At 72.0% G+C, this 26,708-nt stretch carries 20 protein-coding genes and 1 pseudogene; 14 read left to right on the top strand and 7 right to left on the bottom strand.

Annotated elements, in window-relative coordinates:
- A pseudogene (locus AB0H81_RS08570) lies at positions 1-447 on the bottom strand (hypothetical protein); the annotation flags it as partial.
- A 163-nt stretch (positions 448-610) separates the two neighbouring features.
- On the opposite strand from AB0H81_RS08570, the gene AB0H81_RS08565 reads away from it, so the two are divergent.
- From AB0H81_RS08565 to AB0H81_RS08545, 5 genes are all read left to right on the top strand, one after another.
- Positions 611-856 (top strand): acyl carrier protein, encoded by a 246-nt coding sequence (locus AB0H81_RS08565; RefSeq protein ID WP_358371054.1) that lies wholly within the window; start codon positions 611-613, stop codon positions 854-856.
- 28 nt (positions 857-884) lie between these two features.
- Positions 885-1,610, top strand: coding sequence for an SDR family oxidoreductase (locus AB0H81_RS08560; protein WP_358371052.1), 726 nt, complete (start codon positions 885-887; stop codon positions 1,608-1,610).
- Between the two features lie 27 nt (positions 1,611-1,637).
- The gene (locus AB0H81_RS08555) at positions 1,638-2,951 is read left to right on the top strand and encodes an AMP-binding protein (protein ID WP_358371049.1); all 1,314 of its coding nucleotides are present in this window, start codon (positions 1,638-1,640) and stop codon (positions 2,949-2,951) included.
- 274 nt (positions 2,952-3,225) lie between these two features.
- The gene (locus tag AB0H81_RS08550; protein ID WP_358371046.1) at positions 3,226-4,497 is read left to right on the top strand and encodes an acyl-protein synthetase; all 1,272 of its coding nucleotides are present in this window, start codon (positions 3,226-3,228) and stop codon (positions 4,495-4,497) included.
- Entirely contained in the window at positions 4,494-6,308 is a 1,815-nt protein-coding gene (locus AB0H81_RS08545) for an acyl-CoA reductase (RefSeq protein WP_358371043.1), read from the top strand. Before AB0H81_RS08550 ends, AB0H81_RS08545 begins: the two co-directional genes overlap by 4 nt.
- A gap of 458 nt (positions 6,309-6,766) precedes the next feature.
- Here the strand turns inward: AB0H81_RS08545 and rph are convergent, their stop codons facing one another.
- Positions 6,767-9,367, bottom strand: a complete 2,601-nt coding sequence (gene rph, locus AB0H81_RS08540; RefSeq protein ID WP_358371040.1) for a rifamycin-inactivating phosphotransferase — start codon at positions 9,365-9,367, stop codon at positions 6,767-6,769.
- A 444-nt stretch (positions 9,368-9,811) separates the two neighbouring features.
- On the opposite strand from rph, the gene AB0H81_RS08535 reads away from it, so the two are divergent.
- From AB0H81_RS08535 to AB0H81_RS08520, 4 genes are all read left to right on the top strand, one after another.
- Complete coding sequence (locus AB0H81_RS08535; RefSeq protein ID WP_358371037.1) at positions 9,812-10,513, top strand: polysaccharide deacetylase family protein; 702 nt, start codon at positions 9,812-9,814, stop codon at positions 10,511-10,513.
- Positions 10,514-10,568: 55 nt separating this feature from the next.
- Complete coding sequence (locus AB0H81_RS08530; RefSeq protein ID WP_358371034.1) at positions 10,569-12,122, top strand: hypothetical protein; 1,554 nt, start codon at positions 10,569-10,571, stop codon at positions 12,120-12,122.
- 55 nt (positions 12,123-12,177) lie between these two features.
- The gene (locus tag AB0H81_RS08525) at positions 12,178-12,798 is read left to right on the top strand and encodes a TetR family transcriptional regulator (protein WP_358371031.1); all 621 of its coding nucleotides are present in this window, start codon (positions 12,178-12,180) and stop codon (positions 12,796-12,798) included.
- A gap of 86 nt (positions 12,799-12,884) precedes the next feature.
- Complete coding sequence (locus AB0H81_RS08520) at positions 12,885-14,525, top strand: FAD-dependent monooxygenase (RefSeq protein ID WP_358371028.1); 1,641 nt, start codon at positions 12,885-12,887, stop codon at positions 14,523-14,525.
- A gap of 180 nt (positions 14,526-14,705) precedes the next feature.
- Here the strand turns inward: AB0H81_RS08520 and AB0H81_RS08515 are convergent, their stop codons facing one another.
- From AB0H81_RS08515 to AB0H81_RS08505, 3 genes are all read right to left on the bottom strand, one after another.
- Positions 14,706-15,110 (bottom strand): helix-turn-helix domain-containing protein, encoded by a 405-nt coding sequence (locus AB0H81_RS08515; RefSeq protein ID WP_358371025.1) that lies wholly within the window; start codon positions 15,108-15,110, stop codon positions 14,706-14,708.
- A 7-nt stretch (positions 15,111-15,117) separates the two neighbouring features.
- Complete coding sequence (guaA, locus tag AB0H81_RS08510; RefSeq protein ID WP_358371022.1) at positions 15,118-16,665, bottom strand: glutamine-hydrolyzing GMP synthase; 1,548 nt, start codon at positions 16,663-16,665, stop codon at positions 15,118-15,120.
- 108 nt (positions 16,666-16,773) lie between these two features.
- Positions 16,774-17,613: an SDR family NAD(P)-dependent oxidoreductase gene (locus AB0H81_RS08505; protein WP_358371019.1), complete on the bottom strand. Its 840-nt coding sequence runs from the start codon at positions 17,611-17,613 to the stop codon at positions 16,774-16,776.
- A gap of 269 nt (positions 17,614-17,882) precedes the next feature.
- Here AB0H81_RS08505 and AB0H81_RS08500 point away from each other — a divergent pair, with 269 nt between their 5' ends.
- From AB0H81_RS08500 to AB0H81_RS08490, 3 genes are read left to right on the top strand one after another with little or no spacing between them, the layout of a single operon-like run.
- Positions 17,883-18,359 carry an Lrp/AsnC family transcriptional regulator gene (locus AB0H81_RS08500; protein WP_358371016.1) on the top strand — a complete coding sequence of 159 codons (477 nt, stop codon included), beginning with the start codon at positions 17,883-17,885 and terminating at the stop codon, positions 18,357-18,359.
- An 11-nt stretch (positions 18,360-18,370) separates the two neighbouring features.
- Positions 18,371-19,114 (top strand): N-acetyltransferase, encoded by a 744-nt coding sequence (locus tag AB0H81_RS08495; protein WP_358371013.1) that lies wholly within the window; start codon positions 18,371-18,373, stop codon positions 19,112-19,114.
- A 43-nt stretch (positions 19,115-19,157) separates the two neighbouring features.
- Entirely contained in the window at positions 19,158-20,021 is an 864-nt protein-coding gene (locus tag AB0H81_RS08490) for an SDR family oxidoreductase (RefSeq protein WP_358371011.1), read from the top strand.
- A 10-nt stretch (positions 20,022-20,031) separates the two neighbouring features.
- On the opposite strand, the gene AB0H81_RS08485 is transcribed toward AB0H81_RS08490, so the two are convergent.
- Together AB0H81_RS08485 and AB0H81_RS08480 are read right to left on the bottom strand one after the other, a co-directional pair.
- Entirely contained in the window at positions 20,032-20,790 is a 759-nt protein-coding gene (locus AB0H81_RS08485; protein ID WP_358371009.1) for an MBL fold metallo-hydrolase, read from the bottom strand.
- A gap of 42 nt (positions 20,791-20,832) precedes the next feature.
- Positions 20,833-22,371 carry a succinic semialdehyde dehydrogenase gene (locus tag AB0H81_RS08480; protein WP_358371007.1) on the bottom strand — a complete coding sequence of 513 codons (1,539 nt, stop codon included), beginning with the start codon at positions 22,369-22,371 and terminating at the stop codon, positions 20,833-20,835.
- A 74-nt stretch (positions 22,372-22,445) separates the two neighbouring features.
- Here AB0H81_RS08480 and AB0H81_RS08475 point away from each other — a divergent pair, with 74 nt between their 5' ends.
- Positions 22,446-24,587, top strand: a complete 2,142-nt coding sequence (locus AB0H81_RS08475; protein WP_358371004.1) for a serine/threonine-protein kinase — start codon at positions 22,446-22,448, stop codon at positions 24,585-24,587.
- A 32-nt stretch (positions 24,588-24,619) separates the two neighbouring features.
- Positions 24,620-26,677, top strand: coding sequence for a beta-propeller domain-containing protein (locus AB0H81_RS08470; RefSeq protein ID WP_358371001.1), 2,058 nt, complete (start codon positions 24,620-24,622; stop codon positions 26,675-26,677).
- The last annotated feature ends 31 nt before the right edge of the window (positions 26,678-26,708 follow it).

Below are 26,708 nucleotides of genomic sequence, written 5' to 3'. Positions count from 1 at the left end.
CCTGATACCGATATTTGCGTATTCGAGCCAGTAAAGGCATACGGTCACCGGGCCGGTTTCCACCTCGCGGATCTGCGTGGCGAGCCGGCCGTGGTCACCGATCACCGCGTTCTTCTCCCAGCCGTGGAACGGGTACCAGATCGTGCCTTGCCGTTCTTCTTCCGGCATCAGGCCGAGATCGGGTTCCAGGTCGAGCAGGTAGATCCACGGCGCGCCGATGAGGTAGTGCCCGCGGCGGCCCATCGACCAGCCGCGGCGACGCAGCACGTCGGCCCAGATGAACCGGGGATATCCGGGAGTGCACCATTGGTCGTTCGGTGGGTATCCGTGGAGATAGTTCCAGCCATGCTGGAGAAATCCCTGTATTCGGCGGGGAACGTCGTCCGGGAGCCCGCAGTATCTGGCGAGTATGCGGGAGTGCCCGTACCAGTGATTGGATTCGTCCATCATTCCCCCTGTAGCGGTTGGCGCGCCCCCAGGGACATTCGCAGCCTCGCCCGGACATCACCCGGCTTTATACGGTTCCATTACTCGCGACGGGGGCTCGGTTTGAGCCATGGAGGATCACCGATACACTACGTTCTGGTTCGACCACGGAGAGTGAGGGAGCATGGGCCACCTCGACCGCCTGCGCGGCGTCTTCCGCGCCGCGCTGAGCCTTCCGGACGACGCCGACGTCGACGAGCTCGAATACCGGGCGATCCCACAGTGGGACTCCCTGGCCCACATGGCGCTGGTCGCCGCCATCGAGGACGAGTTCGACATCATGCTCGAAACGGACGAGATCATCGACATGAGCTCGTTCACCCAGGCCGCCCGGCTACTGGAGAAGCACGGTGCCGGCGCCGCGTTCTGACCCTGCAGCCGACCCGGCCTCGGCCCGAGTGGCACTGGTCACCGGCTCGACCACGGGCATCGGGCGTGCTGTCGCCGTGGCGCTCGCCGCGACCGGCGACGAGGTGATCGTCCACGGCCGCGACGCCGAGCGGGCCGCCAAGGTCGCCGCGGAGGTGGCCGCCGAGACCGGTGGGCACACCTGGTCGGTCCACGGCGACGTGGCCGACCCCGGCGCGGTCTCCAGCATGATGCGCCGGATCCGCGAACGCCACGGACGCCTCGACGCGCTCGTGATCAACGCGGGCGCCCACGACGCCGCGCTGCTCGGCCTGCTGCCCGGCATGGCGGTGTCCCGGTTGTTCGACGTCAACGCGGTGGGCGCGGTCCACACGCTGCAGTCGGCGATCAGGCTCCTGCGCAGGGGCACGAGCCCCGCCGTGGTGCTGGTCTCCTCGATCATGGGTCGTCGCGGGTCGGCGGGCCAGGCCGTCTACTCCGCCACCAAGGCCGCGCTGCTCGGCCTGACCGTGTCCGCGGCCAAGGAGCTCGGCCCCGCCGGCATCCGGGTCAACGCGGTGGCCCCCGGCTTCGTGGAGACGGCCATGCTCGCCACGCTCGACGACCGAGCCCGCGCCGCGACCGTCGCCGCGACCCCGCTCGGCCGGCTGGGGCAGCCGCGCGAGGTCGCCGCCGCCGTGGCGTTCCTGCTCTCGGGCCACGCCTCGTTCGTCACCGGCCAGGTGCTCGGTGTCGACGGCGGGCTGGTGCTGTGAGGTCCCGACACGATGGATGGACGTCCCATGGATGGTTTCCCGCACCCTGACGCGCGGCTCGTCGTCGCCGGAGAGCCGGGCGAGCTCACGGGCGACCTGCTGGCCGCACGCGTCGAACGCACCGCGCAGGTGCTCGCGGGCCTGCCGCCCGGCCCGGTGTTCTGCGGCATGCGCAACGACCTGGCGTCCGTGGTGCGCTACCTCGCCGCGTGGCGGACCCGCCGGCCGGTGGCGCTGCTCGACCCCGACCTCTCGGCGGGTGCGCTGACCGGGCTGATCAGGAGGTTCCGGCCGGCGGGGCTGTTCGGGTTCGCGCACGCCGTGGAGAGCGCGCCGCGCGGGCGCCGCGACGCCGACGATCCCCATCCCGACCTGGCCGTCCTGCTCGCCACCTCGGGATCGACGGGCAATCCCAAGCTCGTGCGCCTGTCGCGCCGGGCGGTGCTGTCCAACGCCACGGCCATCGCCACCGCCCTGGCCATCGGGCCCGGCGAGGTCGCGCCGACCAGCCTGCCGCTCTACTACAGCTTCGGGCTGTCGGTGCTCAACAGCCACCTGGCGGCGGGCGCCACCGTGGTCCTCACCGACGCTGGGCTGCTGGAGCGGTCGTTCTGGACCCACCTCGACGCCCACGGCTGCACGTCGCTCGCGGCCGTGCCGTACCAGTACGAGATGCTGCGCAGGCTCGGCTTCGACCCTGCGAAGCACCCGACGCTGACCACGCTCACGCAGGCGGGCGGCCGGCTGCGGCCGGAGCTCGTGACGGAGTTCTCCGCCAAGGCCGAGCGGTTCTTCGTCATGTACGGCCAGACGGAGGCGACGGCGCGCATCGCGGTCCTGCCCCCGGAGCGGCTGGCCGCCAAGCCGGGCTCGGCCGGAGTCGCCGTGCCGGGCGGCCGGCTCAGCGTGCGCGACGGCGAGGTCGTCTACGAGGGGCCCAACGTGATGATGGGCTACGCCGAGACGGCCGCCGACCTGGCCCGAGGCGACGACCTGGGCGGCGTGCTGCGCACGGGCGACCTCGGCCACCTCGACGACGAGGGCTTCCTCTACCTCACCGGCCGCATGAAACGCATCGCCAAGATCTTCGGCGTGAGGGTCAGCCTCGACGACGTGGAAGGGCTGCTGCGCGACTGCGGGCCGGTGGCGGCGACCAGCGGGGACGACCGGGTCACGGTGTGGGCCGAGGGACTCGACCGCGACGCATGCGCCCGCCTCGCCCGCCGCCTCGGCACGGAGCTGCGGTTGCACTGGAGCGGCTTCGACGTCCGCGCGGTCGACCGCCTCCCGCTGCTGACCACCGGCAAGGTCGATTACGGCGCCCTGGAGGCACGGACATGAACTCGCGGAGGGATGGACGAATCCCGTACGGCGCAGAAGTCGCCCTCACCCGGCAGGCGCCGCGCGAGCGTTTCCGCCGCCGCCGCGCCGGGGGCCTTGACCCGGGGCCCTTCCCGGGCGAGGACGTGCGCGCCCGTTGGCGACACGGTGAGTGGCCGCCCGCGACAGGGGAGGCCCGCATGAGCGTCCCCCCCATCGCCACCACCGCACATGGCCGGCCATGCCACAGCGTCCTCACCCCCCGTGCCGTGCACGGCGTGCGCGGGGAGGCCGCATGAGCGTCTTCACTCTGCGGGCGGCCGAGCGGGAGCGGGCGCTGGTGCCGCGGCTGGCCGAGCTGACCGAGCGGCACCGGCATGCCTGCCCGCCGTACGGGCGGATCCTGGCGGCGATCGGGTCGCACGGCCCGTACGAGCGCGTGGCGGACCTGCCGTGGCTGCCGGTGCGGATGTTCAAGACGCACGAGCTGCGCAGCGTGCCCAAGGAGCAGGTGTTCCGGGTGCTCACCTCCAGCGGCACGACAGGGCAACGGCCCAGCCGTGTCCACCTCGACCGGGAGGCCGCGGCGGCGCAGCCGCGCATGCTGGCGGCGACGCTGCGGGAGGTGCTGGGCGAACGACGGCTGCCCATGCTGATCGTCGACACCCGCTCGGTCGTACGCGCCACCACACTGAGCGCGCGTGGCGCCGGGGTGCTCGGCATGATGAACCTCGGCCGTGACCACACCTTCGTGCTGGACGACGGCGGCGACGTGGACGCGGCGGCGGTGAAGGCGTTTCTGGCACGGCACGACGGCAGGCCGTTCCTGATCTTCGGGTTCACGTACATGGTGTGGCTGCACCTGCGCGAGCTGGGCCTCGACCTGTCGCGCGGAGTGCTGATCCACTCCGGCGGGTGGAAGAAGCTGGCCGACCAGGCGGTGGACGCGGCGGAGTTCCGCGCACGGCTGGAGCGCGAGTGCGGGCTGACCCGCATGCACGACTTCTACGGCATGGTGGAGCAGATCGGCACCGTCTTCCTGGAGGGCCCGGAGGGGGACGGGCTCTACTGCCCCGACTTCGCCGACGTGGTGATCCGCGACCCGGAGACGTGGGAGGAGGCGCCGCCGGGCGTACCCGGGCTGATCGAGGTGGTCAGCACGCTGCCGACGTCGTACCCGGGGCACGTGCTGCTGACCGAGGACCTGGGGGTGGTCCACGGGGTGGACGACGGCACCTGGCCGGGCAAGCGCTTCTCGGTGCTGGGCCGGCTGCCCCGCGCCGAGGCACGGGGGTGCAGCGACACGATGGGCGGATCGGTGGGCGGGGCGGTGGGCGGGTCGGTGATGCCGCAGGTTTCTCCTCAGGCGTCGCCGCACGTGTCTCTGCGTGCGTCTCTCCGTGGGTCTCCGCAGGCGTACGGGCACGGTGCTGCCGTGGACGGGCCTGCGCCGCCGACGTCCCCGAAGGCATGCGAACGCGCCGACGCAGGCGACGGGCCCATGCCATCGGCGTCTCCGACGGCATGCGAGCTCGGTGACGCCGAGGACGGGACGGTGGCCGCATGAAGGGCGGAGCCGGGCCCATCGCCGGGCGGGTTCCGGCTGAGGAGGCCGTCGGCGAGCGGTTCCGCTCCGACGGGAGCGTCGGCGCGCGATCTCGCTCGGAGGGGACCGTGGACGTGCGGTTTCCCTTTGAGGGGACCGTCGGCGTGTGGGAGCTTCTTGACGACATGGCCGCCGCGCCGAGGCCGGCCGTGGGCGACGAGCGGGTGCTGGAGTTCCTCGTGGACGTCGGGCGGAGGTTGCGGGCCCCCGACGTGGTGCGGCGGCATCCCGAGCTGGCGTCCCTCGGGTTCTTCCTGCGGCGGAGCGGACTGGAGCGAGCTGCGGGCTTACCGCGACGGAACGAGCCGGAGCAGGCCGCGGATTCTCACCCGCCAAGCGAACGAAGGCGGGCCCCCGGCTTCCCACGACCGAGTGGGTCGGAGGTCGCGGGCGGGGCTGGGGAGTTCGTGCGGGTGCCGCGTGGGCTGGTGTTCCACATCGCTCCGGCGAACGTCGACACCGTCTTCGTCTACTCCTGGGCCCTCTCCGCCCTCATGGGCAACCGCAACGTCGTCCGGCTGTCGGCACGCGCGGGCGTCGTGGCCGAGGTGATCCTCCACGTCATGCGGGAGGCGCTCGACGACGCCGATCCGGTCGTGCGTCGCACCCAGCGCATCGTCTCCTACGACCACCCCGAGCCCGTGCCCTCCAACAGCCGTGCGCCCCTCCAGACCGGTCTTCCCCGTCGACAAGATCCGCCCGGGTCCGTCCCCCACCACGGACGCACCCCCCACAACCACCCCCACCCCGACTCCCCCAAGCACCTCCGCCAAGACCCCACCGACCACCTGCACGCCGAACCCTCCAATCACCAGCACCCCGGCCTCTCCCACCACCTCGGGGCCGACTCCACCGACCGCCGGCGCCCCGCGCCCACTCACCCCCTCCAACCCGAACCCACCGACAAGGGCCGACCCGCTCCCACCGACCACCAGCGAACCGGCCCCTCCCACCACGTCCGGCCCGAACCCACCGAGCACATCAACCGCCCCGATCCCGTCTCCTCCAAGGACGCCGGTTCCGGGGGCGCGGCGGGTCCCACCGCGGTTCTGTCGGCGGCGTGCGACCTGCGGGTGATCTGGGGCGGCGATCGTACGGTGAACGAGATCCGCCGGCACCCGCTGGCACCCCACGCCCGCGATCTCGCCTTCCCCGACCGGTCGTCGTTCGCGGTGATACGCGCGTCGGCGTGGCTGGAGGCGGCGCCCGCGACGCGGGAGGCGGTGGCCGACGGGTTCGCGGTCGACGCCTACTGGTTCGACCAGGCCGCCTGCTCCTCCCCGGGCACCGTCTTCTGGGTGGGCTGCCCCGCCGAGTGCGACGCGGCCCGCGACGGGTTCGCCACCTGTCTGGCGCAGGCCGTGGCCCGGCGCGGGTGGACGGTGGACACGGCGATGGCCGTCGAGAAGCGGGTGGCCGCGTACGGGCTGGCGGCCGACGGCGTGGCGGACGCGGTCGAGTTCCGCGGTAACGCCCTGGCGCAGGTGGTCCTGACGGCGCCCGGCGCGGCTCCGCGGCGGTGGCTCGGCACGGGGACGTTCGCCCATGCCCGGCTCGGTTCACTCGATGAGCTGGCGGACGTGGTGCGGCGGAAGGATCAGACGCTGACGCACTTCGGGTTCGACCGCGAGGAACTGGCCGGGCTGGCCCGGGCGCTGGGCGGGCGCGGGGTGGACCGGATGGTGCCGATCGGGAACGCGCTCGGGTTCCACCGGGTGTGGGACGGCGTCGACCTGCCGGCCGAGTTCTCCCGCCTGGTGACCATCCAGTAGGCCGGCCTGCCGAGCGAGTTCTCCCGCTGACCATCCAGTAGGCCGACAGGTTCCGTTCTCCGCGCTCTCCTCTCCCGGTCCCTGACGATGTCCCCTCCACCTTGCCTCCTGCGGCCGACACACCGAAGCACAGGAAGGGCCGGCTGCACGTGTTCTGTACGCCGCAGCCGGACGAGATCGCCTGGGCACGAGAGAGCACAGGCCTGGATGACGGCTCTGGTCGTGTCGCTCGAAGCATTCGACAGGTTGGGTGCCTGGCTGGAGAACCTGCGTGTGGGCCACGTGGTGGCCGTGCCCCGCAGCCGGACCCCGGGCAGTACAGCGGCCTGACGCGACGCCTGCTGATCCGTCGCGGCTCCCTCGACCCGGACGAGCCGGCGTTCTCCCCGGGCCTCGTACGCCCTTGGCGAGGTCCCCTTTCACAGAGCAACTACCTGCGGAGACTCGCCTGGTCACCCCTAGGGCAGGAGCTCGACGTACCCGTTCGTGCCGTTCACGCGGATCCGCTGCCCGTCCCGGATCAGCCGGGTGGCATGCTCCACCCCCACGACGGCCGGCAGGCCGTACTCCCGGGCGATCACCGCACCATGGGTCATCAGGCCGCCCACCTCCGTCACAAGGCCTTTGATCCTGACGAACACAGGCGACCAGCTGGGATCGGTGTAGGCGGTGACCAGGATGTCGTCCGCTTCGAGATCGGCCTCGGTCATGTCGAGGATGACGCGGGCGCGTCCCTCGGCGGTTCCGGAGGAAACCGGCAGGCCGACCAGTGCGCCGGCCGGCACGTCCTGGCGTCGGTAGGCCCCGGCGACGGTCTCGCCGTCCGACGTGAGCACCCGGGGAGGCGTGAGCGCCTGATACGCGCTGAACGCCTCCTTGCGCCGGCGGATGAGCCGGTCATCGACCTGTCCGGTGCGTACGACGTCGTGGAGCTCCTGAAACCTGAGGTAGAAGATGTCTTCCCGGTCGCGAAGCACGCCGTCCCGCACGAGGCGGTCGGCCTCTTCCAGCAGAGCCTGCTTGTATACGAAGTAGCGGCTGACCTTGCCGTATTTGGGATACTCCCGATAGCCGGCGAAGGTCCGTAGGCGGTCGATCATCGACTTGGCCTCGTCGGCTTTCCGCTCTCCGTCCGGCAGGGCCCGCAGGCGCTCCAGCAGCTCCTGTTCCTTCTTCCGCGCTTCCTGCCGCCCTTGTTCGAAGCGCCGTCGGCTGGCGCCGGGCTCGAAGTTCTCGATGTTGCCGAGAATCGCGGGCAACAGGGCGGTGGGGCGTTCGCTCCACCGTGGCCTCGTGATGTCGATCTCACCGACGCAGCGCATGCCGTACTTGTCGAGGTAGGCCCGGATGGCGTCCTGCGCCTCGCGCCCTCCCGCGAGTTCGGGCAGTTCGTCCAGGAAAGCATCGTCCTCGACGTCCCGCAGAAAGGCCACCACCTCCGGATGCGGGCGGATCGCATCCGCGACGTCCAGGAGCGCGAGTCCCATCTCCGACGTGACGTTGTCGGGGACGGACTGGGTGAGTGTGTCGGCCGCGTTCTCTTCGCCCAGCCACGTGTGCATCCGCTCGTTGAGCCACCACGTCGCCTCCATCGCCGCCATGATCACCTGAAGGCTCCGCGGGTCGAACAGGAGCCGCTGCAGTTCCTGAAGGTCCTCCAGGATGAAGTCGAACAGGTCCGATCCGTGTTTCCGCTGGATGTCGCGTTTGACGGCGGCCAGCGACGCCCGGCTGCGCGCGATCAGCTCGTCGACGATGGCCGGATCGGTTTCGATCGGAGCCGGCGCACCACCCACGGCCGGCCCGCCGGTGCCCGCCTCCGGCGGCGCCGGGACGAAGTCACCGCGGTCGAGAACGGTCTGCAGCGCGTCCCTGATCAGCGGATCGGACCTTCCCAGGACCTCCAGGAGCCCTTCGCGGCCGGCCGGCGATGCCAAGCCGTCGGTGACATCGACGAACAGTCGCCCGCCGGCCTCGGCCATGGGCCGGGGCGTGGTCAACTGCCAGACGGACAGACCCAGGGGCTTCATCGGGTCGGTCATCATCTGTTGATGGCCGACGGAGACGTAGACGCGGTTACCTCCGTCCCCGGCCGCCGGGATGGGGAACAGCGTGGTGATCGGCCGGCTCTGGACGATCTGGAAGCCACCGTCGGCCAGGCACCACTCGATGTCCTGGGGACGGCCGAAGTGCGCCTCGATCCGCCGGCCCAACTGCGCGAGCAGCACCACCTGCGCATCGGTCAGCGCCGGCCGCTGCTGCGTCTCCGGCTCGATCGTCTGCTCCCGCGTCCCGCCTTCCGGCGAAGCGTGGATGGCCAGCCGCTTGGTGGCGACCGTCTTGTCGACGATCTCGCCGTCCCGCACCTTGTAGACGTCCGCGTTCACCAGACCGGAGACCAGGGCCTCGCCCAGGCCGAAGCCGGCCTCGACGCTGACGACCTTCCGGTTCGACGTGACGGGGTCGGCCGTGAACATGATGCCGGAGGCATCCGGCGAGACCATCTGCTGCACGACCACCGCCATGTGGACCTTGCGATGGTCGAAACCGTTCCGCAGGCGGTAGGTCACGGCTCGCTCGGTGAAGAGCGAGGCCCAACACAACCTGATGTGGTCGAGGATCGCCGCAGGCCCCACGACGTTCAGGTACGTGTCGTGCTGGCCTGCGAAGGAGGCCGTCGGCGAGTCTTCGGCCGTCGCACTGGATCGGACGGCGTAGGCGGCTTTGTCGTTCAGGCGGGCGAGCGGCCGAGTGATCACCGCCGCCAGATCGTCAGGAATGGGGATTCCTGCGACGGCACCGCGGATCTCCGCGGTGAGCGCACCGATCGCGTCCCGGTCGTCCGGGGTCAGGCGCGACAGCCGATCGAACCGATCTTCGAGTGACGGCGCGTCCGCCATGACCCGCCGGAAGGCGTCCGTCGTCACGCAGTAGCCGGCCGGCACGTGGATGCCTTCGATCCGCGACAGCTCCCCCAGATGCGCGGCCTTGCCCCCGACGACCGCGACCTGGCTCTGATCGATCTCCTGGAAACCCAGTACGTAGCGATCGATCGCCACGCTGCTTTCCGTGTCAACCACTACTTCCCCCATGTACGTCGATGATGGCCGTCAACGGCCAGGTGAGCGCGAAGATGTCAGCCCACATACGTGAGCGGCTTCGCCTCCTTCTGCAGCCATTCACTGAGGCCAGTTGTGCCGCGCAGTCCGGCGGCACGCCCCGCGGGCACACCTGTCCCGCGAATCCTTGATTCCCGCGGGTCCGCTTCGGTGGGAGATTCTGCGGCACGACCCGGGTCTTGCCGCAAGCCCCCCAGCGCGCTATACGTTGAAAGTGGCGGGGAGTGAGCATTCCTCCTGCCATTCGTCCGCGGCATCGCCCGGTACGTCACCGCCCGGCCTCTCGCCCCACTCATCCTCGATCGGTACGAGGTGGTGCAGTCCGCTGAACAACGGCGCCGGCGGCGCACGCGGGGCAGGAAGTTTGGCCATAAGGTGGCACCTGTGCTGATTCAGGGCTTGCTGGTGACTTCACTGGTGCTGAGCGGTGCGCCGGCCACCGTGCCGAGCGGCGCCCCGGCCGCCGGGGCGAAAACGCGGGTCGACTGTGCGAAGGTGACCTGCCTCGCGCTGACCTTCGACGACGGCCCGGGCAAACGCACCGGCGTCCTGCTGGACGTGCTGAAGCGCGAGCGCGTCCCCGCCACGTTCTTCCTCATGGGCAAGCACGTGGAGCAGCTCCCGTCCGTGGTCAGGAGGACGGTGGCCGAGGGGCACGCGATCGGCAACCACACCTACTCGCACCCGTCGTTACCGACCCTGCTCGACCAGGAGATCATCGACGAGATCCGGCTCACCCAGGACGTCATCCGGGAGGTGACCGGCCGCCGCGTGCGGATGTTCCGGCCCCCGTACGGGCAGACCGACGACCGGGTGCTGCGGCTCGCCGGCTCCCAGGACCTCTCCCAGATTCTGTGGACCGGCACGACCCTCGACTGGAAGCTGCGCGACCCGGCGAAGATCAAGGCGGCGGTGCTGCGGCTGGCCAAGCCCAACGGCGTGATCCTCATGCACGACACGGTCCCGCAGACGGTCCAGGCCATGCCGGCGATCCTCAAGGAACTGAAGAAGCGCGGCTACCACCTGGTGACGGTTCCCACCCTGCTCGGCGGAAGGACGCCGGACGCGGGTGTGAGTTTTCCCTAGTTCGCGGTAGTAAGCAGGTCGGGGCGACGGCTCCGGCAGCCGGGATTGGGAGCACATGCTGACGAAGACCGCGAAGCCATCGCGCTGGGCGACGCTCGCGACCTTCATCGCCATCCAGGCCGTGCTCGTGTGCTGGTGGCTCGCCTACTATCCGGGCCTGTTCAGCCGCGACTCGGTGCTGTACCTGAGCCACACCATGGTCGGCCCGTGGGTGAGCGACCACTCGGTGACCTACGACGCGCTGCTGTGGCTGAGCGTGCGCCTGACCGGCGACATCGGCGCGGTCACGCTGCTGCAGACGACGGCGATGGCCGCCACCCTGGCCTATCTGGCCGCCGCGCTCAAGGCGCTCGGCGCTCCCCGGCGGACGACGACGGCCGTGGCCGTGCTGCTGCCGTTCCTGCCTCCGGTGGGGGCGTTCTCGGTGGCGCTGTGGAAGGACGTGCCGTTCACGCTGTGCGCGGTCGCGATCGCCGCGTCCTGCGCGGGGCTCGCGGCGGCCCGGCGCGTCACCGCGTGGCGGCTGGCGGGCCTCGGGACGCTCATGCTGGCGCTCGGGCTGTTCCGGGCGAACGGCTTCCTCGTGGTGGGCGTCGCCGTCGCCGTGCTGCTGGTCGTGGTGAAGGGCGCGAGGGTACGGCTGGCGGTGGTCGGGCTGGTGGCGGCGGTCGTGCCGCTGCTGCTGTCCAGTCTGGTGCTGCCGCGCGTGGGCATCGAGGCCCCGTCGAAGACGTACGTCTACCACACGGCGTTCGGGGACATCGCGGTCCTCTATCGCGAGCACCCGGAGCTGTTCGGCGACCGCGACCGGACGCTCATGACCTCCGTCGCCCCCCTGTCGCGGTGGAACGAGGGCGGCACCTGCTACACGATCAACCCGCTGATCTGGCGGCGCGACTTCAGCTGGCAGCAGGCCGACCGGCACGCCGGCGAGCTGCTGGAGCTGTGGCGGCGGCTGCTCACGCAGCGGCCCATTGACGTCGTGGACGCCCGCCTGTGCCGGGGCTCGATCGCCTGGAACCCGGTGCAGGACGAGTGGGCCGTGGGCGGGCAGACGTACCACTTCTCGCGCCGGCCGAGCGCCGAGACGTACGTGGGCCCGAACAAGGTGCCCGACTACCCGCAGCGGTGGATGTTCTCGCTGCGGCCGAAGTCGGAGGACCTGCACCGGGTGGCGGACTCGTGGCTGCTGACCTCGGGCGAGCCGGGTTACGACTGGCTGCTGTGGCGGGGCGCGACGTGGGCGTACCTGTCCTACCTCGCGGCGGGGCTGGCGGCGTGGGCGCTGCGCAGCAGGTACGTGCCGGCCGTGGTGGCGGTGGTTGCCGGGCAGCAACTCGCCGTGCTGGCCAACATCTCGGCGCAGGACTTCCGGTACATGGCCACGCCGATCTTCGTCGGGATGCTGATGGTGCCGCTGCTGTTCGGCAGCCTGGTGCGGGTGCTGCGCGGGACGAGGCGATCGGCCGCCGAACCGGCCAAGAGTCCCGAACCGGCCAAGAGCCCCGAACCCGCCAAGAGTCCCGAACCTGCCAAGAGCTCCGGGCCCGCGAAGAGCCCCGAACCGGTCAAGGACTCCGAGGCGGTCCCGGATCCCGAGACCGGCTGAATTTTGCGGAGTCCGCATCTTTGCGGATTGCGCAAGGTTCTGTATCGTGGAGATCGTGGGAAGTGACGACCGTGAGCGCCCGGGTCTGCGCGAGCGCAAGAAGCGAGAGACGCGCATCGCGCTGAGCTGGGCCGCCATCCAGCTCACCGTCGAGCGCGGGTGGGACAACGTACGGGTGGAGGACATCGCCGCCGCGGCGGGCGTCTCCCCCCGCACCTTCAACAACTACTTCGCCAGCAAGGGCGAGGCCATCGCGGCCCGGCACGTCGAGCGGGCCCACGCGATCGTGGCCGAGCTGCGCGCCCAGCCGGCGGACAAGCCGCTGTGGGAGGCGATCACCGACGCGGCGCTCTCGCAGTTCGCGCTCGGCCTCGACCCGCAGGGCGAGACGTCCGACCAGCGAACCGCGGGGCTGAAGCTGATGCTCAGCGAGCCGGCGTTGCAGGCCGAGTTCGCCAAGGCGTACATGGCCGCCGAGGCGGAGTTCGCCGAGGCGATCGCCGAACGCACGGGCACCGACGTCACCACGGACCTCTACCCGAGGCTCGTCGCGGGCGCGATCAGCGCGGCCATCACGGCGGTCTCCCAGCAACGAATGCGCACCCCGCACGTGCCCATGGACGAGCTGCTGCGCGAGGCGTTCGGCCGGCTCGCCACGGGGCTCACCGCCCCCTAGCCCGCCACCACACCCCACACCGTACGAAGCCCGGCGCCGCCGGGCCGATGCGCCATGCCCTTTTCCCGACGATCAGGAGGATCGCCGTGACCACCGACATCCCTGCCGACATTCCCCCCGAGATCTCCGCCGAGTTTTCCGCCGACGTCGTCATCGCGGGCGGTGGCCCGAACGGGCTCATGCTGGCCTGCGAGCTCAGCCTGGCCGGAGTGCGGCCCGTGGTGCTGGAGCGGCTGACCGCCCGCGAGGAGGAGAACCGCGCCAACGGCCTGGTCGGCCAGGTCATCCGGGTACTCGACCACCGTGGCCTGTACGAACGGCTCACGGGCAGCGCGGAGCCGCCCCGGCCCGTGCCCGGGTTCGTGTTCGGGGCGCTGCCGCTGGACCTGAGCGCGGTGGAGGACAACCCGCTCCACATCCTCGGGGTGCCGCAGCGCCGCGTCGAGCAGGTCCTGGAGGAACGCGCGACCGAGCTGGGCGCCGAGATCCGCCGGGGACACGAGCTGACCGGCCTGTCCCAGGACGCGGAGGGCGTCACCGCCGAGATCGCGGGGCCCGGCGGCCCGTACCGGGTGCGCGCCCGCTACCTGGTCGGCGCGGACGGCGGCCGGAGCCTCACGCGCAAGCTGTCCGGCATCGGCTTCCCCGGCGTGACCAGGGACGACACGGTCTCCCGGGCCGCGCACGTGTCCATACCCGACACGCTGATCGACCCGGCCACCGGCGGGCTCGACGTCCCGGGCTACGGCGTCATCCCGCCGTTCATGCACCATCGCACCGAGCACGGCCTGATCGCGTTCGCGCCCTTCCCCGGCCGCCTGCCGATGCTGACCACCATGGAGTGGGGAGGCGGCGAGGAGAGCGCGCCGTCCCCGATGTCCCTGGACGAGCTGCGGAGCAGCGTGCGCCGGGTGCTCGGCGTGGACCTGCCCTTCGGCCCGCCGGAGGGCGAGGGGCCACACCTGCTGCGCCTGCTGACGGGCGGCAACACGCGGCTGGCGGACCGGTTCCGCGCCGGGCGGGTGCTGCTGGCCGGCGACGCCGCTCATGTGCACAGCGCGATCGGCGGCCCCGGGCTGAACCTGGGGCTCCAGGACACGGTCAACCTGGGCTGGAAGCTGGCCGCGGTCATCCAGGGGCGGGCGTCCGAGGAACTGCTGGACACGTACGAGAGCGAACGAAGGCCGGCGGCCGAGCGGGTCGTCCTGCACACGCAGGCCCAGTCGGCGCTCATCGCGCCCGGCGCCGAGGTGACGGCGCTGCGCGGGCTGTTCGCCGAGCTGCTGCGAGATCCCCGCAACGCCCGCCACATCGCCGCCACGATGTCCGGGGCCGACCTCCGCTACGACATGGGAACCGCGGACGCGCATCCGCTGACCGGCCGCTTCGCCCCGGATCTGACGATCGAGGCGGACGGCGGCGCCGTGCGGCTCGCCGAGCTGGCCCGTACGGCCCGGCCCCTGCTCCTGGACCTGACGGGGGACGCGGCGGCGGCCAAGGAGGCGTCCGGCTGGCACGATCGGATCCACACCGTCACCGGCCGCTCCCCCGCTTCCCCGGGCTCCCCCGGCCCCTCCGGCGCTTCCGGCTCCTCGCCCGAGGTGAGCGCGCTGCTGGTGCGTCCGGACGGGTACGTGGCCTGGGCGTCGTCCTCGCCGGACCCGGACGAGCGCGAGCTGGGGGCTCTGCGGGCAGCCCTCACCCGCTGGTTCGGCCCCTCCGCCTGACCTCCCGGCACGGGCGGCCTCACCACACGGGCGGCCTCACCACACGGGCGGCCTCACCACACGGGCGGCCTCACCACACGGGCGGCCTCACCACACGGGCGGCCTCACCACAGGAGGGGGGACGTCATGGCGGCGAGCCCGATGCGGGACGGGACCGGCGCACGTCAGGGCCGGCGCACGTCAGGTGGGTGTGGCGGCGGCCTGGCGGGCGTCGTACCTTTCGCGCGCCGCCGCCACCCCGGCGCTGTGCCGCCGCGCCCAGCCGGTCAGCGTGATCAGCGCCTCGCGCAGTTCGAGCGCCATCGGCGTGGCCTGGTACTCCACCTTGGGCGGGACGGTCGGGTAGACCCTGCGTTCCAGCAGCCCGTCCCGCTCCAGGTTGCGCAGCGTCAGGGTGAGCATGCGCCGGCTGATGCCCTCGATCGTCCGCTCCATCTCGGTGAAGCGGATCGGGCCGTCCGAGGCGGCCAGGATGATCTGGATCGCCCCCTGCCCGCAGATTTTGTCGAGGATCTCGCGCGGCGGGATCGGGCCGGCGCCGGGCCCGTCGAGCGAGCCGCCGCCGGGGCTCGCCGTCACTCCCACCCGGCCGTCACTCCCACTCGATGGTGCCCGGCGGCTTGCTCGTCACGTCGAGCACCACCCGGTTGACCTCGCGGACCTCGTTGGTGATGCGGGTGGAGATGCGCGAGAGCACGTCGTACGGCACGCGGGCCCAGTCGGCGGTCATCGCGTCCTCGGAGGTGACGGGTCGCAGCACCACCGGGTGGCCGTAGGTGCGGCCGTCGCCCTGGACGCCGACCGAGCGGACGTCGGCGAGCAGCACCACCGGGCACTGCCAGATGTCGCGGTCGAGGCCGGCGCGCGACAGCTCCTCGCGGGCGATGGCGTCGGCCTCGCGCAGCAGGTCGAGCCGCTCGCGGGTGACCTCGCCGACGATGCGGATGGCGAGGCCGGGGCCGGGGAACGGCTGGCGCCACACCATGGCGGCGGGCAGGCCCAGCTCCTCGCCGGCGCGGCGCACCTCGTCCTTGAACAGGGTGCGCAGCGGCTCGACCAGGGTGAACTGGAGGTCCTCGGGCAGGCCGCCGACGTTGTGGTGGGACTTGATGTTGGCGGTGCCGGTGCCGCCGCCCGACTCGACCACGTCGGGGTAGAGGGTGCCCTGCACCAGGAAGTCGACAGGGCCGTCGGCCATGATGGCGCGCTGCTCGTCCTCGAAGACGCGGATGAACTCACGCCCGATGATCTTGCGCTTCTCCTCCGGGTCGCTGACGCCCTCCAGCGCCTTGAGGAAGCGGTCGGCGGCGTCGACGACGCGCAGCTTGACGCCCGTGGCGGCCACGAAGTCGCGCTCGACCTGCTCGGCCTCGCCCTTGCGCAGCAGCCCGTGGTCGACGAAGACGCAGGTGAGCCGGTCGCCGATGGCGCGCTGGACCAGGGCGGCGGCCACGGCGGAGTCGACGCCGCCGGACAGGGCGCAGATCGCCCGGCCGTCGCCGACCTGCCGGCGCACCGCCTCGACGGAGTCCTCGACGATGTTGAGCATGGTCCAGGTGGGACGGCAGCCGGCCGCCTCGAGGAAGTGCTTGAGCACCGTCTGGCCGTGCTCGGAGTGGAGCACCTCGGGGTGGAACTGCACGCCGTACAGGCCGCGCTCGCGGTGCTCGAAGGCGGCGACCGGGGTCTCGCGCGTGGAGGCGGTCACCTCGAAGCCGGCGGGGGCGGCCTTGACGCTGTCGCCGTGGGACATCCACACCTTCTGCGTGGCTGGCAGGCCGGCGAAGATGACGCCTTCGGAGATGACGTCGAGCTGGGTGCCGCCGTACTCGGCGACGCCGGTGCGGGCGACCTCGCCGCCGAGCGCGCGCGCCATCGCCTGGAAGCCGTAGCAGATGCCGAACGTGGGCACGCCCGTCTCGAACAGGCTCTGCTCCACGGCCGGCGCGTTGTCGGCGTAGACCGACGAGGGCCCGCCGGACAGGATGATCGCCTTCGGCCGCTTGGCCAGCATCTCCTCGACCGGCATGGTCGAGGGGACGATCTCGGAGTAGACGTGGCACTCGCGCACCCGCCTCGCGATCAGCTGCGCGTACTGCGCGCCGAAGTCGACCACGAGAACTGTGTCGAACTCAGACACCGAAGAAACCCCCCAGAGGCGAATGCGGTGCCACCAGTCTATCGGCAGGCCGCGTTCGGCCCCGACCGGCCGCCCCGGCAGCTCACGTGCCCGGCGGCACCGGCCGCGTCACGCCTCCCGTGCCGCCCCGCGCAGCGTGGGCAGGCCGCCGGCCAGCAGGGTCTCGGTCTGCTGGCGCATGCTCCCGCCGTACTCCGGGTGGGTGAGGAGGAGGAAGCGCTCCTCGCGTACGGCGTCGACGACCATGTCCGCGACCCGGGCCGGGTCGATGCCGCGCGCGACGCCGGCGTCCACCCGCTCCTGGGATTCCAGCTCGTCGGTGCTGCGCGCGACGGTCAGGTCGAACGGGCGTACACGCTCGGAGCGGTTGATGCGCGTGCGGACCGCGCCCGGGCACAGGGCGGTGACGCGGAGCTTGGAACCCGAGGCGACGAGGTCGTGGGCGAGCGCCTGGGAGGCGGCGAACGCGGCGTACTTGCTGACGGCGTAGCCGCCCGCGTGCGGCCCGGCGAACAGGCCGGCCACCGACACCGTGTTGACGATGTGGCCCTCGCTGTCCTGCTCGATCATGCGGGGGACGAAGGCGTTGATGCCGTGCAGCACGCCCCACAGGTTGACGCCGAGCACCCAGGTGAAGTCCTCGTGGGTGCGGGTCCACAGGTGCCCGCCCTGGTAGACGCCCGCGTTGTTGCACAGCAGATGGACGGCGCCCAGTTCGCCGAAGGCCCGGTCGGCCAGGTGGAGCACGGCGGCCTCGTCGGAGACGTCGGTGATCTGTGTGAGCACCTTCGTGTCGCCCGCCAGCGTCGCCGTCTCCGCCAGCCCGCCGGGGTCGACGTCGGCGAGCATCAGGGACATGCCCTCGCTCGCGAATCTGACGGCGAGCGCCCGGCCGATGCCGCTCGCCGCACCCGTCACCACCGCGACCTTGCCGGAGAGTTCCCGCACCGAATCCTCCCTAGCGCTCGTCTCGACGCTACAGGAACTCACCGGCCAGTCCAGGGCATTTCATAGAATCTCCAACTTTATGTGTGCGGCCATTCTCACCATCAAAAGGAACAATCCGCGAGCAGCGGAAAAGCGCGGCATGACGGGGAAGAGAAAAGCCTTCGCAATTGGCAATACTCCGGAGCGCCATTCCCCCGGGTGTCCGCATGCCGGGCGGCGGTGGTCGATCCGTCGGCGAACCGCTACCCTCCCCGAACGGGAGGCCGCGTATGAGGCATGACGCCGCACTGGATTCGATCGACCTGGCGATCCTCGCCGAGTTGCAGAACGACGCGCGGCTGCCCAACAAGGAGCTCGCCGAACGCCTCGGCGTGGCCCCCTCCACCGCGCTGGAGCGGGTGCGCTCGCTGCGCCGCCGGGGCATCATCACCGCCTTCCGCGCGACGGTCGACACCGCGCGGCTCGGCCGTTCGCTCCAGGCCCTGCTCTCCCTGCGCGTACGGCCGCACACCAGTCAGCTCGTCGACCCGCTGCGGGCGTTCGTGCTGGCCCTGCCCGAGACGATCACGCTGTTCCACGTGGCCGGGCCACAGGACTTCCTCGTCCACGTCGCGGTGCCCGACGCCGACCACCTGCACCGGCTGGTGCTGGAGAAGTTCCTGGTACGCCAGGAGATCGTCCATCTGGAGACGACCCTGATCTTCAAGACCGAGCACCAGCCCGTGCAGCGGCCGTCCGAGATGTGAGAATGGTCCGCATGCCATTGCGGATCACCACGCTCGCCGAGCGCCCCGAGTTCGCCGCCACGCTCTGGGACATGGACCACGGGTGGGCCGGGTTCATGATGAACGACCCCGTCGCGGACTTCTTCTACCCCGCCGCGACGCGCGTCTTCGCCGGCTTCGTGCTCGTGGCCGACGACGACGCCGAGCCCGGCCGGCTCGTGGCGCGCGGCTGCATGATCCCGTACCCGGCCAAGGACGACCCGCTGCCCGACGGCGGCTGGGACACGGTGATCCGCCGGGGCCGGATCGCCCGCGACTCGGCCGCCGACACCGACCGCGTCAGCGCCCTGGAGATCACGGTGCGCCGCGACCGGCTCGGGTCGGGCGTGTCGCCGCAGATGGTCGCCGCGATGCGCGAGCACGCCGCCCGGCTCGGCTTCTCCGAACTGGTCGCGCCGGTCCGGCCCAACCAGAAGCACCTGGAGCCGCACACCCCGATGGAGGAGTACGCCTTCCGCACGCGCTCCGACGGCCTGCCGCACGACGCCTGGCTGCGGGTCCACGTGCGGGCCGGCGGGAAGATCGTGCGGGTGGCGTCCCGCTCGATGGTGATCGCCGGATCGCTCGCGGAGTGGCGCGCGTGGACCGGGCTGCCGTTCGACCGCAGCGGCGCGGTGGAGGTGCCCGGCGCCCTCACCCCCGTCCACTGCGACGTGACGCACGATCACGCCGTCTACGTGGAGCCCAACGTGTGGGTCAGCCACCAGCTCGGCTGAGCCTGCGACGTTAGGCTCCCCCGCTCGCGGGCAAGCGCTCGGCATGGCCGAACAAACCAACAGCACACCACCTGAGCAGTCCCAGCCGTTCCCGGGCCGCAGCGACGAGATGGCGCCCGAGCCGCGCGACGAGATGCGCGACTATGAAGGACGCGACCTGCTGGCCGGCAGGCGGGCCCTGATCACCGGCGGCGACTCCGGCATCGGCCGGGCCGTCGCCGTCGCCTTCGCCAAGGAGGGCGCGGACGTCGCCATCGCGTACCTGACCGAGCACGAGGACGCCAACCACACGCGCAAGCTCGTCGAGAAGGCCGGGCGGCGCTGCGTGCTCATCCCCGGCGACCTGAGCGACCGCGACCACTGCGCGTCGGTCGTCGAGCAGACGGTCCAGGAGCTGGGCGGCCTGGAGATCCTCGTCAACAACGTGGCCTACCAGAAGCCCGTGGACGGGCTGGAGGAGTTGAGCGACGAGCAGTGGGAGCACACGTTCGCCGTCAACATCCACAGCTACTTCCGCGTCACCAAGGCGGCCCTGGCGCACCTGCGCGAGGGCGGCGCGATCATCAACACCTCGTCGATCAACGGGCTGCGCGGCAACAAGACGCTGCTCGACTACTCCGCCACCAAGGGGGCGATCAACGCCTTCACCTACGCGATGGCGCAGAACCTGGTGGACCGGGGCATCCGGGTCAACGCGGTGGCCCCGGGGCCGGTGTGGACGCCGCTGATCCCGGCCACGTTCCCGGAGGAGAAGGTCGGCTCGTTCGGCAAGCAGGTGCCGATGGGGCGTCCCGCGCACCCCGACGAGATCGCGCCGTCGTACGTGTTCTTCGCCTCGGAGCGCCTGTCGTCGTACTACACGGGCGAGATTTTGGCGCCGATCGGCGGCGAGACGCTCCCCGGCTGAGGCGCCACGCTCAGGTCAGGGTGACCCGCTCCCCCGGGGCGAGCAGGCGCGCCCGGTCGCCCAGCGGGGCCAGCGCCGCCGCGAGCGCGTCGCGGCCCTGCGAGAAGTGCGCCCAGTGCTCGAAGTGCAGCGGCACCACGTGCCGGGCGCCGAGCAGGCCGGCGGCCTCGACCACGTCGTCGCCGGCCAGCGTGAGGTTCGCGCCCTCGACCAGCGGGGTGCGCGCCGCGCCCGCGAAGAGCACGGCCACGTCCACCGGTCCCACCCGGGAGGCGATGGCGCGCACCACGTCGAGGGAGGCGTTGTCGCCGCTCACGTACACGGTCGGCAGCCCATCGCCGCTCAGCACGAATCCGGTGACCTCGCCCACCAGGTGCTCGCTGCCGTCGGGCCTGTGCTGGGCGGGCACGCCGGTGACCCGGAGCACGCCGCCGCCGGGCCGGGGCAGTTCGACGTGGCTCCAGTTCGGCAGGGCGCGCACGGGCGGCCCGACGCGCTCGGCGGCCGAGCCGGTGGACAGCACGAGGGGCGCGGCGGCGAGGTAGGCGCGGCCCGCGCGGTCGAGGTTGTCGGGGTGCTGGTCGTGCGAGAGGAGCACCGCGTCGACCGGCCCCGCCTCGTCGGGGCCGAACGCCGGGCCGCCGGTCTTGGTCAGCGCCCGCTGCCCGATCGGGTAGTCACCGGGCGGGTCGAAGGTCGGGTCCGTCAGCAGGCGCACGCCGCCGATCTCCAGTACCGCCGTGGGGCCGCCCACGTAACGAATCTCCATGGTCGGCTACGACACGGCGCGGCCCCCGGGTATTCCCCGGCGTCACTTCAGGCGCAGGCGGCGCATGGTCTTGAGCGTGGTGGCGAGGACGCCCGCCCACTTCTCGTACGGCATGCCACCCGGCGGCTCGAACCCGAGCCACGGCGCCTGCGCGGCCACGGTCTGCGCCTCGGTGTAGCGCAGCAGCCCCTCGGCGCCGTGCCTGCGGCCGAGGCCGGACGCCTTCATGCCGCCCATCGGCGCGTCGTAGGAGGCGTACGCGGCGCCGTACCCCTCGTTGATGTTGACCGTGCCGGCCCGGACACGGGCGGCAAGGGCGCGGCCGCGCGCCGGGTCGGAGGTCCAGATGGAGGCGTTGAGCCCGTAGACGGTGTCGTTGGCGAGCGCCACGGCCTCGTCGTCGGAGGCGAACGGGTGCAGGGCGACGACCGGGCCGAACGTCTCGTCGCGGCACAGGTCCATGTCCTCGGTGACGCCCGTGAGGATGGTCGGCTCGTAGAACAGCGGCCCGACGTCGGGCCTGGCCCTGCCGCCGGCCAGCAGGGTGGCGCCCTTGGCCAGCGCGTCCTGCACATGTGCGGTGACGGTGTCGAGCTGCCGCCGCGAGGTGAGCGAGCCCATGTCGGCCGACCAGTCGTGCCCGGCGGCCAGCCGCATGGCGCGCGCCTGGGCGGCGAAGCGCTCGGCGAAGGCGTCGAAGACGCTTGTGTGGACGTACAGCCGCTCGATCGACAGGCAGAGCTGGCCCGCGTTGGTGAAGCAGGCGCGCACGGCGCCCTGCACGGCGCGGTCGAGGTCGGCGTCGTCGAGGACCAGCATCGGGTTCTTGCCGCCGAGCTCCAGCGAGCAGCCGATGAGCCGTTTGGCGGCCTCCTCGGCGATCTTCCGGCCGCCGCGGGTGGAGCCGGTGAAGGCCACGTAGTCGGCGCCGTCGAGCAGCGCCTCGCCGACCTCGGCCGGCTCGCCGAGCACGACCTGCCAGATCTCGCGGGGCATGCCCAGCTCGGCCAGCAGGTCGATGGTCCACAGCGTGGACAGCGCCGTCTGCGTGTCGGGCTTGTGGACGATCGCGTTGCCCGCGAGGAGGGCGGGCACGGCGTCGGTGACGCCGAGCGAGAGCGGGTAGTTCCACGGCGAGACGAGCGCGACCACCCCCTTCGGGGCGCGCAGCTCGCTCACCCGCGTGGCCACGGGGAAGACCCCCTGCCGGCGGCGCGGGGCGAGCAGGCGCGGCGCGCGGCGGGCGTAGTAGAGCGCGCAGCCCGCGACGTCCAGCACCTCCTCCAGGGCGTGCCGGCGGGCCTTGCCCGTCTCGTCCTGCAGGATGTCGAGGATCTCGGAGCGGCGGTCGAGCAGCGCGTCGTGCAGCCGCAGGAACGGGCGCACACGCTCGGCGACCGGCCGCGCCGCCCACTCGGCCTGGGCCGCGCGGGCCCGGGCGTGGGCGCGGCTGACGTCGTCGGCACTGGAGAGGGGCATCCGGGCCAGCGGCTCGCCGGTGAACGGCGTGCTGATCTCCCGGGTCTCCCCGCTGGAGGTCACGTGGGCCGTCGTCACGCGCTCAGGCGTCGTCACGTGCATGGTCAGAGGATATTCCCGAGTTGCTACCGACCGGTAGTTTTTGCGGTTGAACGGCTAAGGGCCACAATCCCCTCATGCCTTCCATCGCTCCGCTCAGACCCGGCGACCCGCAACGGCTCGCGGGCCTGGAGCTCACCGGCAGGCTCGGCGAGGGCGGCCAGGGCGTCGTCTACCTGGCCAAGGACCCCGCGGGCACGCAGCTTGCCGTCAAGTGGCTGCGCCACGACCTCGCGGCCGACCGGGTGAGCGTCGAGCGGTTCCTGCGCGAGGCACAGGTGGCCCAGCGCATCGCGCCCTTCTGCACCGCGGCCGTGCTCAGCTCGGGCGTCGAGCAGGACCGGCCGTACATCGTCAGCGAGTTCATCGAAGGGCCGTCGCTCCAGCGGATCGTGCAGGAGGAGGGGCCGCGCGCCGGGGCGTCCCTGCACCGGCTGGCGATCGGCACGGCCACCGCGCTGGCGGCCATCCACCAGGCGGGCATCGTCCACCGCGACGTCAAGCCGGCCAACGTCATCCTCGGCGCCGACGGGCCGCGGGTCATCGACTTCGGCATCGCCCGCGCGCTCAACGCCACCTCGACGATCAGCGGCATGCCGGTGGGCACGCCGTCGTACATGCCGCCCGAGCAGATCCTCGGCCACCCGGCCGGGCCGGCCGCGGACATGTTCTCGTGGGCGAGCACCATGGTGTACGCGGCGTCGGGCCGGGCGCCGTTCGGCAGCGACACGATGCCGGCCGTGATCAACCGGGTGCTCAACAACCCGCCCGACATCGGGGTCCTCGACGGGCCGCTGCGCGAGCTGGTGGCGGCCTGCCTCGACAAGGACCCGGCGCGGCGGCCGACGGCCGAGCAGGTGCTCATGCGGCTCATCCAGCAGCCGGGCCAGCCGGTGCCGCCGCTCGGCCAGGCGGCGTCGCACCCGCCGCACGGGCAGCCGGGTCAGCCCTCGGCGCCCGGTCGGGCGGGGCCGGGCGGCCAGTTCCAGCAGGCGCCGCCGCCGTGGGGTCCCTTCCCGCAGGGTCCGCCGTCGGGCCCGGTGCCGGGCCCCGGTTTCTCCGCCCCTCCGCCCCCTCCGCCGCCGATGGTCCCCGGCTCACCGCCGCGCCGCAAGAGCCGGGCCCCGGTGATCGTCGGCGTGACCGCGGTCGTCACGCTGCTCCTGCTGGCGGGCGTCGCGGTGATCGTGTCCCAGCGCAAGGCGACGACCACCGCGTCATCCGCCACGCCGACCCCTTCGGCCACGAGATCGTCCAGGCGCTCGACCGCCACGCCGACCGACCGCGTCACGCAGGCCCCCGTCAAGAAGCGGCTCTCGGGCGGCTCCATCTACCTGTACGAGCTGCCGGCCGACCCGGTCACGCTCACCTCGTACGAGGTCTACGACAAGAAGTCCGACGACTGGATCGACTACGCCCGCAAGACGCTGAAGGGCGGCGGCTTCCAGAAGTACGGCGGGAACTGGGAGACGCTGGTCTCCCCCGACGGCCGCTACCTCGCCTCGCGGGGCCGCAAGTACACCGGCGACGGCTACGACTCGGTGATCATCACCGACCGCTCCTCAGGTGCGACGTCCACCGTCAAGACCGTGCGCAAGCCGCAGATCAGCAGCATCCGGGCGTGGTCCCGCGACGGCTCCAAGCTGCTGCTCAACATCGAGAGGGAGACCAAGGACGCCGGCGGCAAGGAGGACTGGCTGTACCCGGGGTTCGTCCTGGTGGACGTGTCCGAGGCGAAGGCCGGCGTGGTGCGGCTGCCGAGCGGCGCCGCCCAGCCCGACACCGGGTTCGGCTGGGACGCCGAGCAGCGGGGCGTGGTCAACCTGTACGGCTCCGGCAAGGGGCTGCGCTTCTACGACACCGCCGGCAAGACCGTGCGCGACGTGCCGGGCGTCGGCTCGCTCGCGTCCGGCACGCAGGACATCTTCTCGCCGTCGGGCAAGGCGTTCGTGACGAACTGCCCGGGCGGCGGCGACGGCGACCACTGCGTGTGGGACTCCGCCACCGGCGAGCGCGTGCGGACGTTCTCCTCCGACTGCGACAAGGTGCTCGGCTGGTTCGACGAGACCCACCTCTACTGCTGGGAGCAGGACAACGCCTCCACCGACCAGATCCAGGTCGTCGGGTTCGACGGCCGGTTGGTGCGCAAGCTGCTGGAAGTCCCGGACAATCTCGACTTCAGCCCGGTCTTCACCGTCAACCCCGGCAAGGGCGGCTGAACCGTCGCGTTCGCCCATCCGTGATGGTGGTCATGAAGACCCTGACCCGTACGGCGACGGCCGCCCTCGCACTCGTCACGGCCGCCGCCGCCTGCACCTCCCCGGCCGGGGAGGCGGGGCCCGGCACCACCTCCCCCGCCCCGCGCCCCCTCGGGGCCGTGCGGCTGGTGGCGTACACCGGATGCGACGACATGCTGGCCGGCCTGCGCGAGCACGCCGCGCGCACCGTCGGGCCGTGGGGCTTCGGCGGCCCCATGCTGATGGCGCGGCAGGACACCGCGAGGGCCGCCGTGCCGGAGGCCAAGTCGACGGGCGCCCAGGAGCACTCCACCACGAACACCCACGAGGCGGGCGTGGACGAGCCCGACCTGGTCAAGACCGACGGCGCCCGCGTCGTCACGGTCACCGGCGGCACGCTGCGGATCATCGACGCCGCCACGCGCGAGGTCACGGCCAAGCTCAAGCTGACCGGGAACGACGAGCCCGGCTACCTGCCCGCCGACCTGCTCATGTCCGGCGACCGGGCGCTGGTGCTGCTGCGCGGCGGCGACATCATGTACAAGTCGATCGCCCCCATGACGGCCGACACCCGGTACGTCCTCGTCGACCTGAGCGGCAAGCCGAAGGTGCTGTCCACGATCAGGCCGCGCGGCCGGTACGTGGACGCCCGGATGGTCGGCTCGGTCATCAGGATCGTCACCCGCTCCGAGCCGGAGATCACGCTGCCCCAGGCCAAGGACGACGCCACGGACGTCGAACGGCGCAGGCTCAACCAGGAGGCGGTCCGGAAGGCGCCCATCGGCGCGTGGCAGCCCAAGACCGAGATCACCGACGCGTCCGGCGCCAAGCGCGAGGTGTCCGTGCCGTGCGAGCGGGTCAGCCACCCCGCCGACTACACCGGCGCCTCGCTGCTGACCGTGCACACCATCGACCTCGCGCGGGGCGTCACCGACGCGGGCACCGACCCGATCACCCTGGCCGCGGACGGCGACATCGTGTACGGCACGGGCCAGAGCCTGTACGTGGCCAGCAACCCGCGCTGGTGGCCCGTGGACCCGGCGGTCATGGAGGACGCGGCGCCGGTGCCGGACGCGCCGAGCGGCACGGCCCAGGCCCCGGCCGACGACCCCACCCCCAGCGAGCCCCCCGCCACCCCGACCCCCAGCGTCACCCCGACGTCCAGCGTTTCCCCGACCGGAACCCCCGCGGAGTCCCCGAAGGCCGTCCGCACCCCGACGATCCCGCCGGAGGAGACCGAGGTCCACCGCTTCGACATCGGGAGCCCCGGCGCGCCGGTCTACGCGGCCTCGGGCAAGGTGCCGGGCCGGCTGCTGAACCAGTACAGCATGTCCGAGTACGACGGCCACCTGCGCGTCGCCACCACCGTCACCTCGGCCGACGGCGAGCGGAGCGAGAGCGGCGTCCACGTGCTCAGGACGTCCGACATGGGCGAGGCCGGCCAGGTCGGCGGCCTCGGCAAGGGCGAACGCATCTACTCGGTCCGCTTCGTCGGGCCGGTGGGCTACTGCGTGACGTTCAAGCAGGTGGACCCGCTGTACACGCTCGACCTGCGCGACCCGGCCGCGCCGAAGGCCACCGGTGAGCTGAAGATCACCGGCTACTCCGCGTACCTTCACCCGGCCGGCGACGGCCGGCTCATCGGCATCGGCCAGGAGGCCAGCGAGAAGGGCCGCACGATGGGCACGCAGGTTTCGCTGTTCGACGTGAGCGACCCGGCCGCCCCGCGCCGCCTGTCGCAGCTCTTCCAGAAGGACTCCGGCTCGGAGGCCGAGTGGGATCCGCACGCGTTCCTGTACTGGCCCAAGACCGGCACGGCGGTCATCCCGCTCAACACGTACGGGCAGGGGACCGAGCGGAACGGCGCAGTGGTCCTGAAGATCACCGACTCCGCGATCACTCGGGCAGGCATGATCGAGCACCCGCGCAAGCGCCAGTCGGACATGGTCTACCAGCCGGGGATCCAGCGCTCGATGGTCATCGGCGACGCCGTCTGGACGCTCTCGGACACGGGCGTCCAGGTCAACGACGCCGCCTCGCTGGCCCAGCGGTCGTGGATCCCGTTCAACTGACCGGGAGGGCGGGGCACCGCGCCCCGCCCTT

The organism is Nonomuraea sp. NPDC050691 (assembly GCF_040654455.1).
GTDB lineage: Bacteria > Actinomycetota > Actinomycetes > Streptosporangiales > Streptosporangiaceae > Nonomuraea.
Note: the sequence above shows the minus strand (reverse complement) of the source record. Positions and strands in the feature narration are given on the sequence as shown.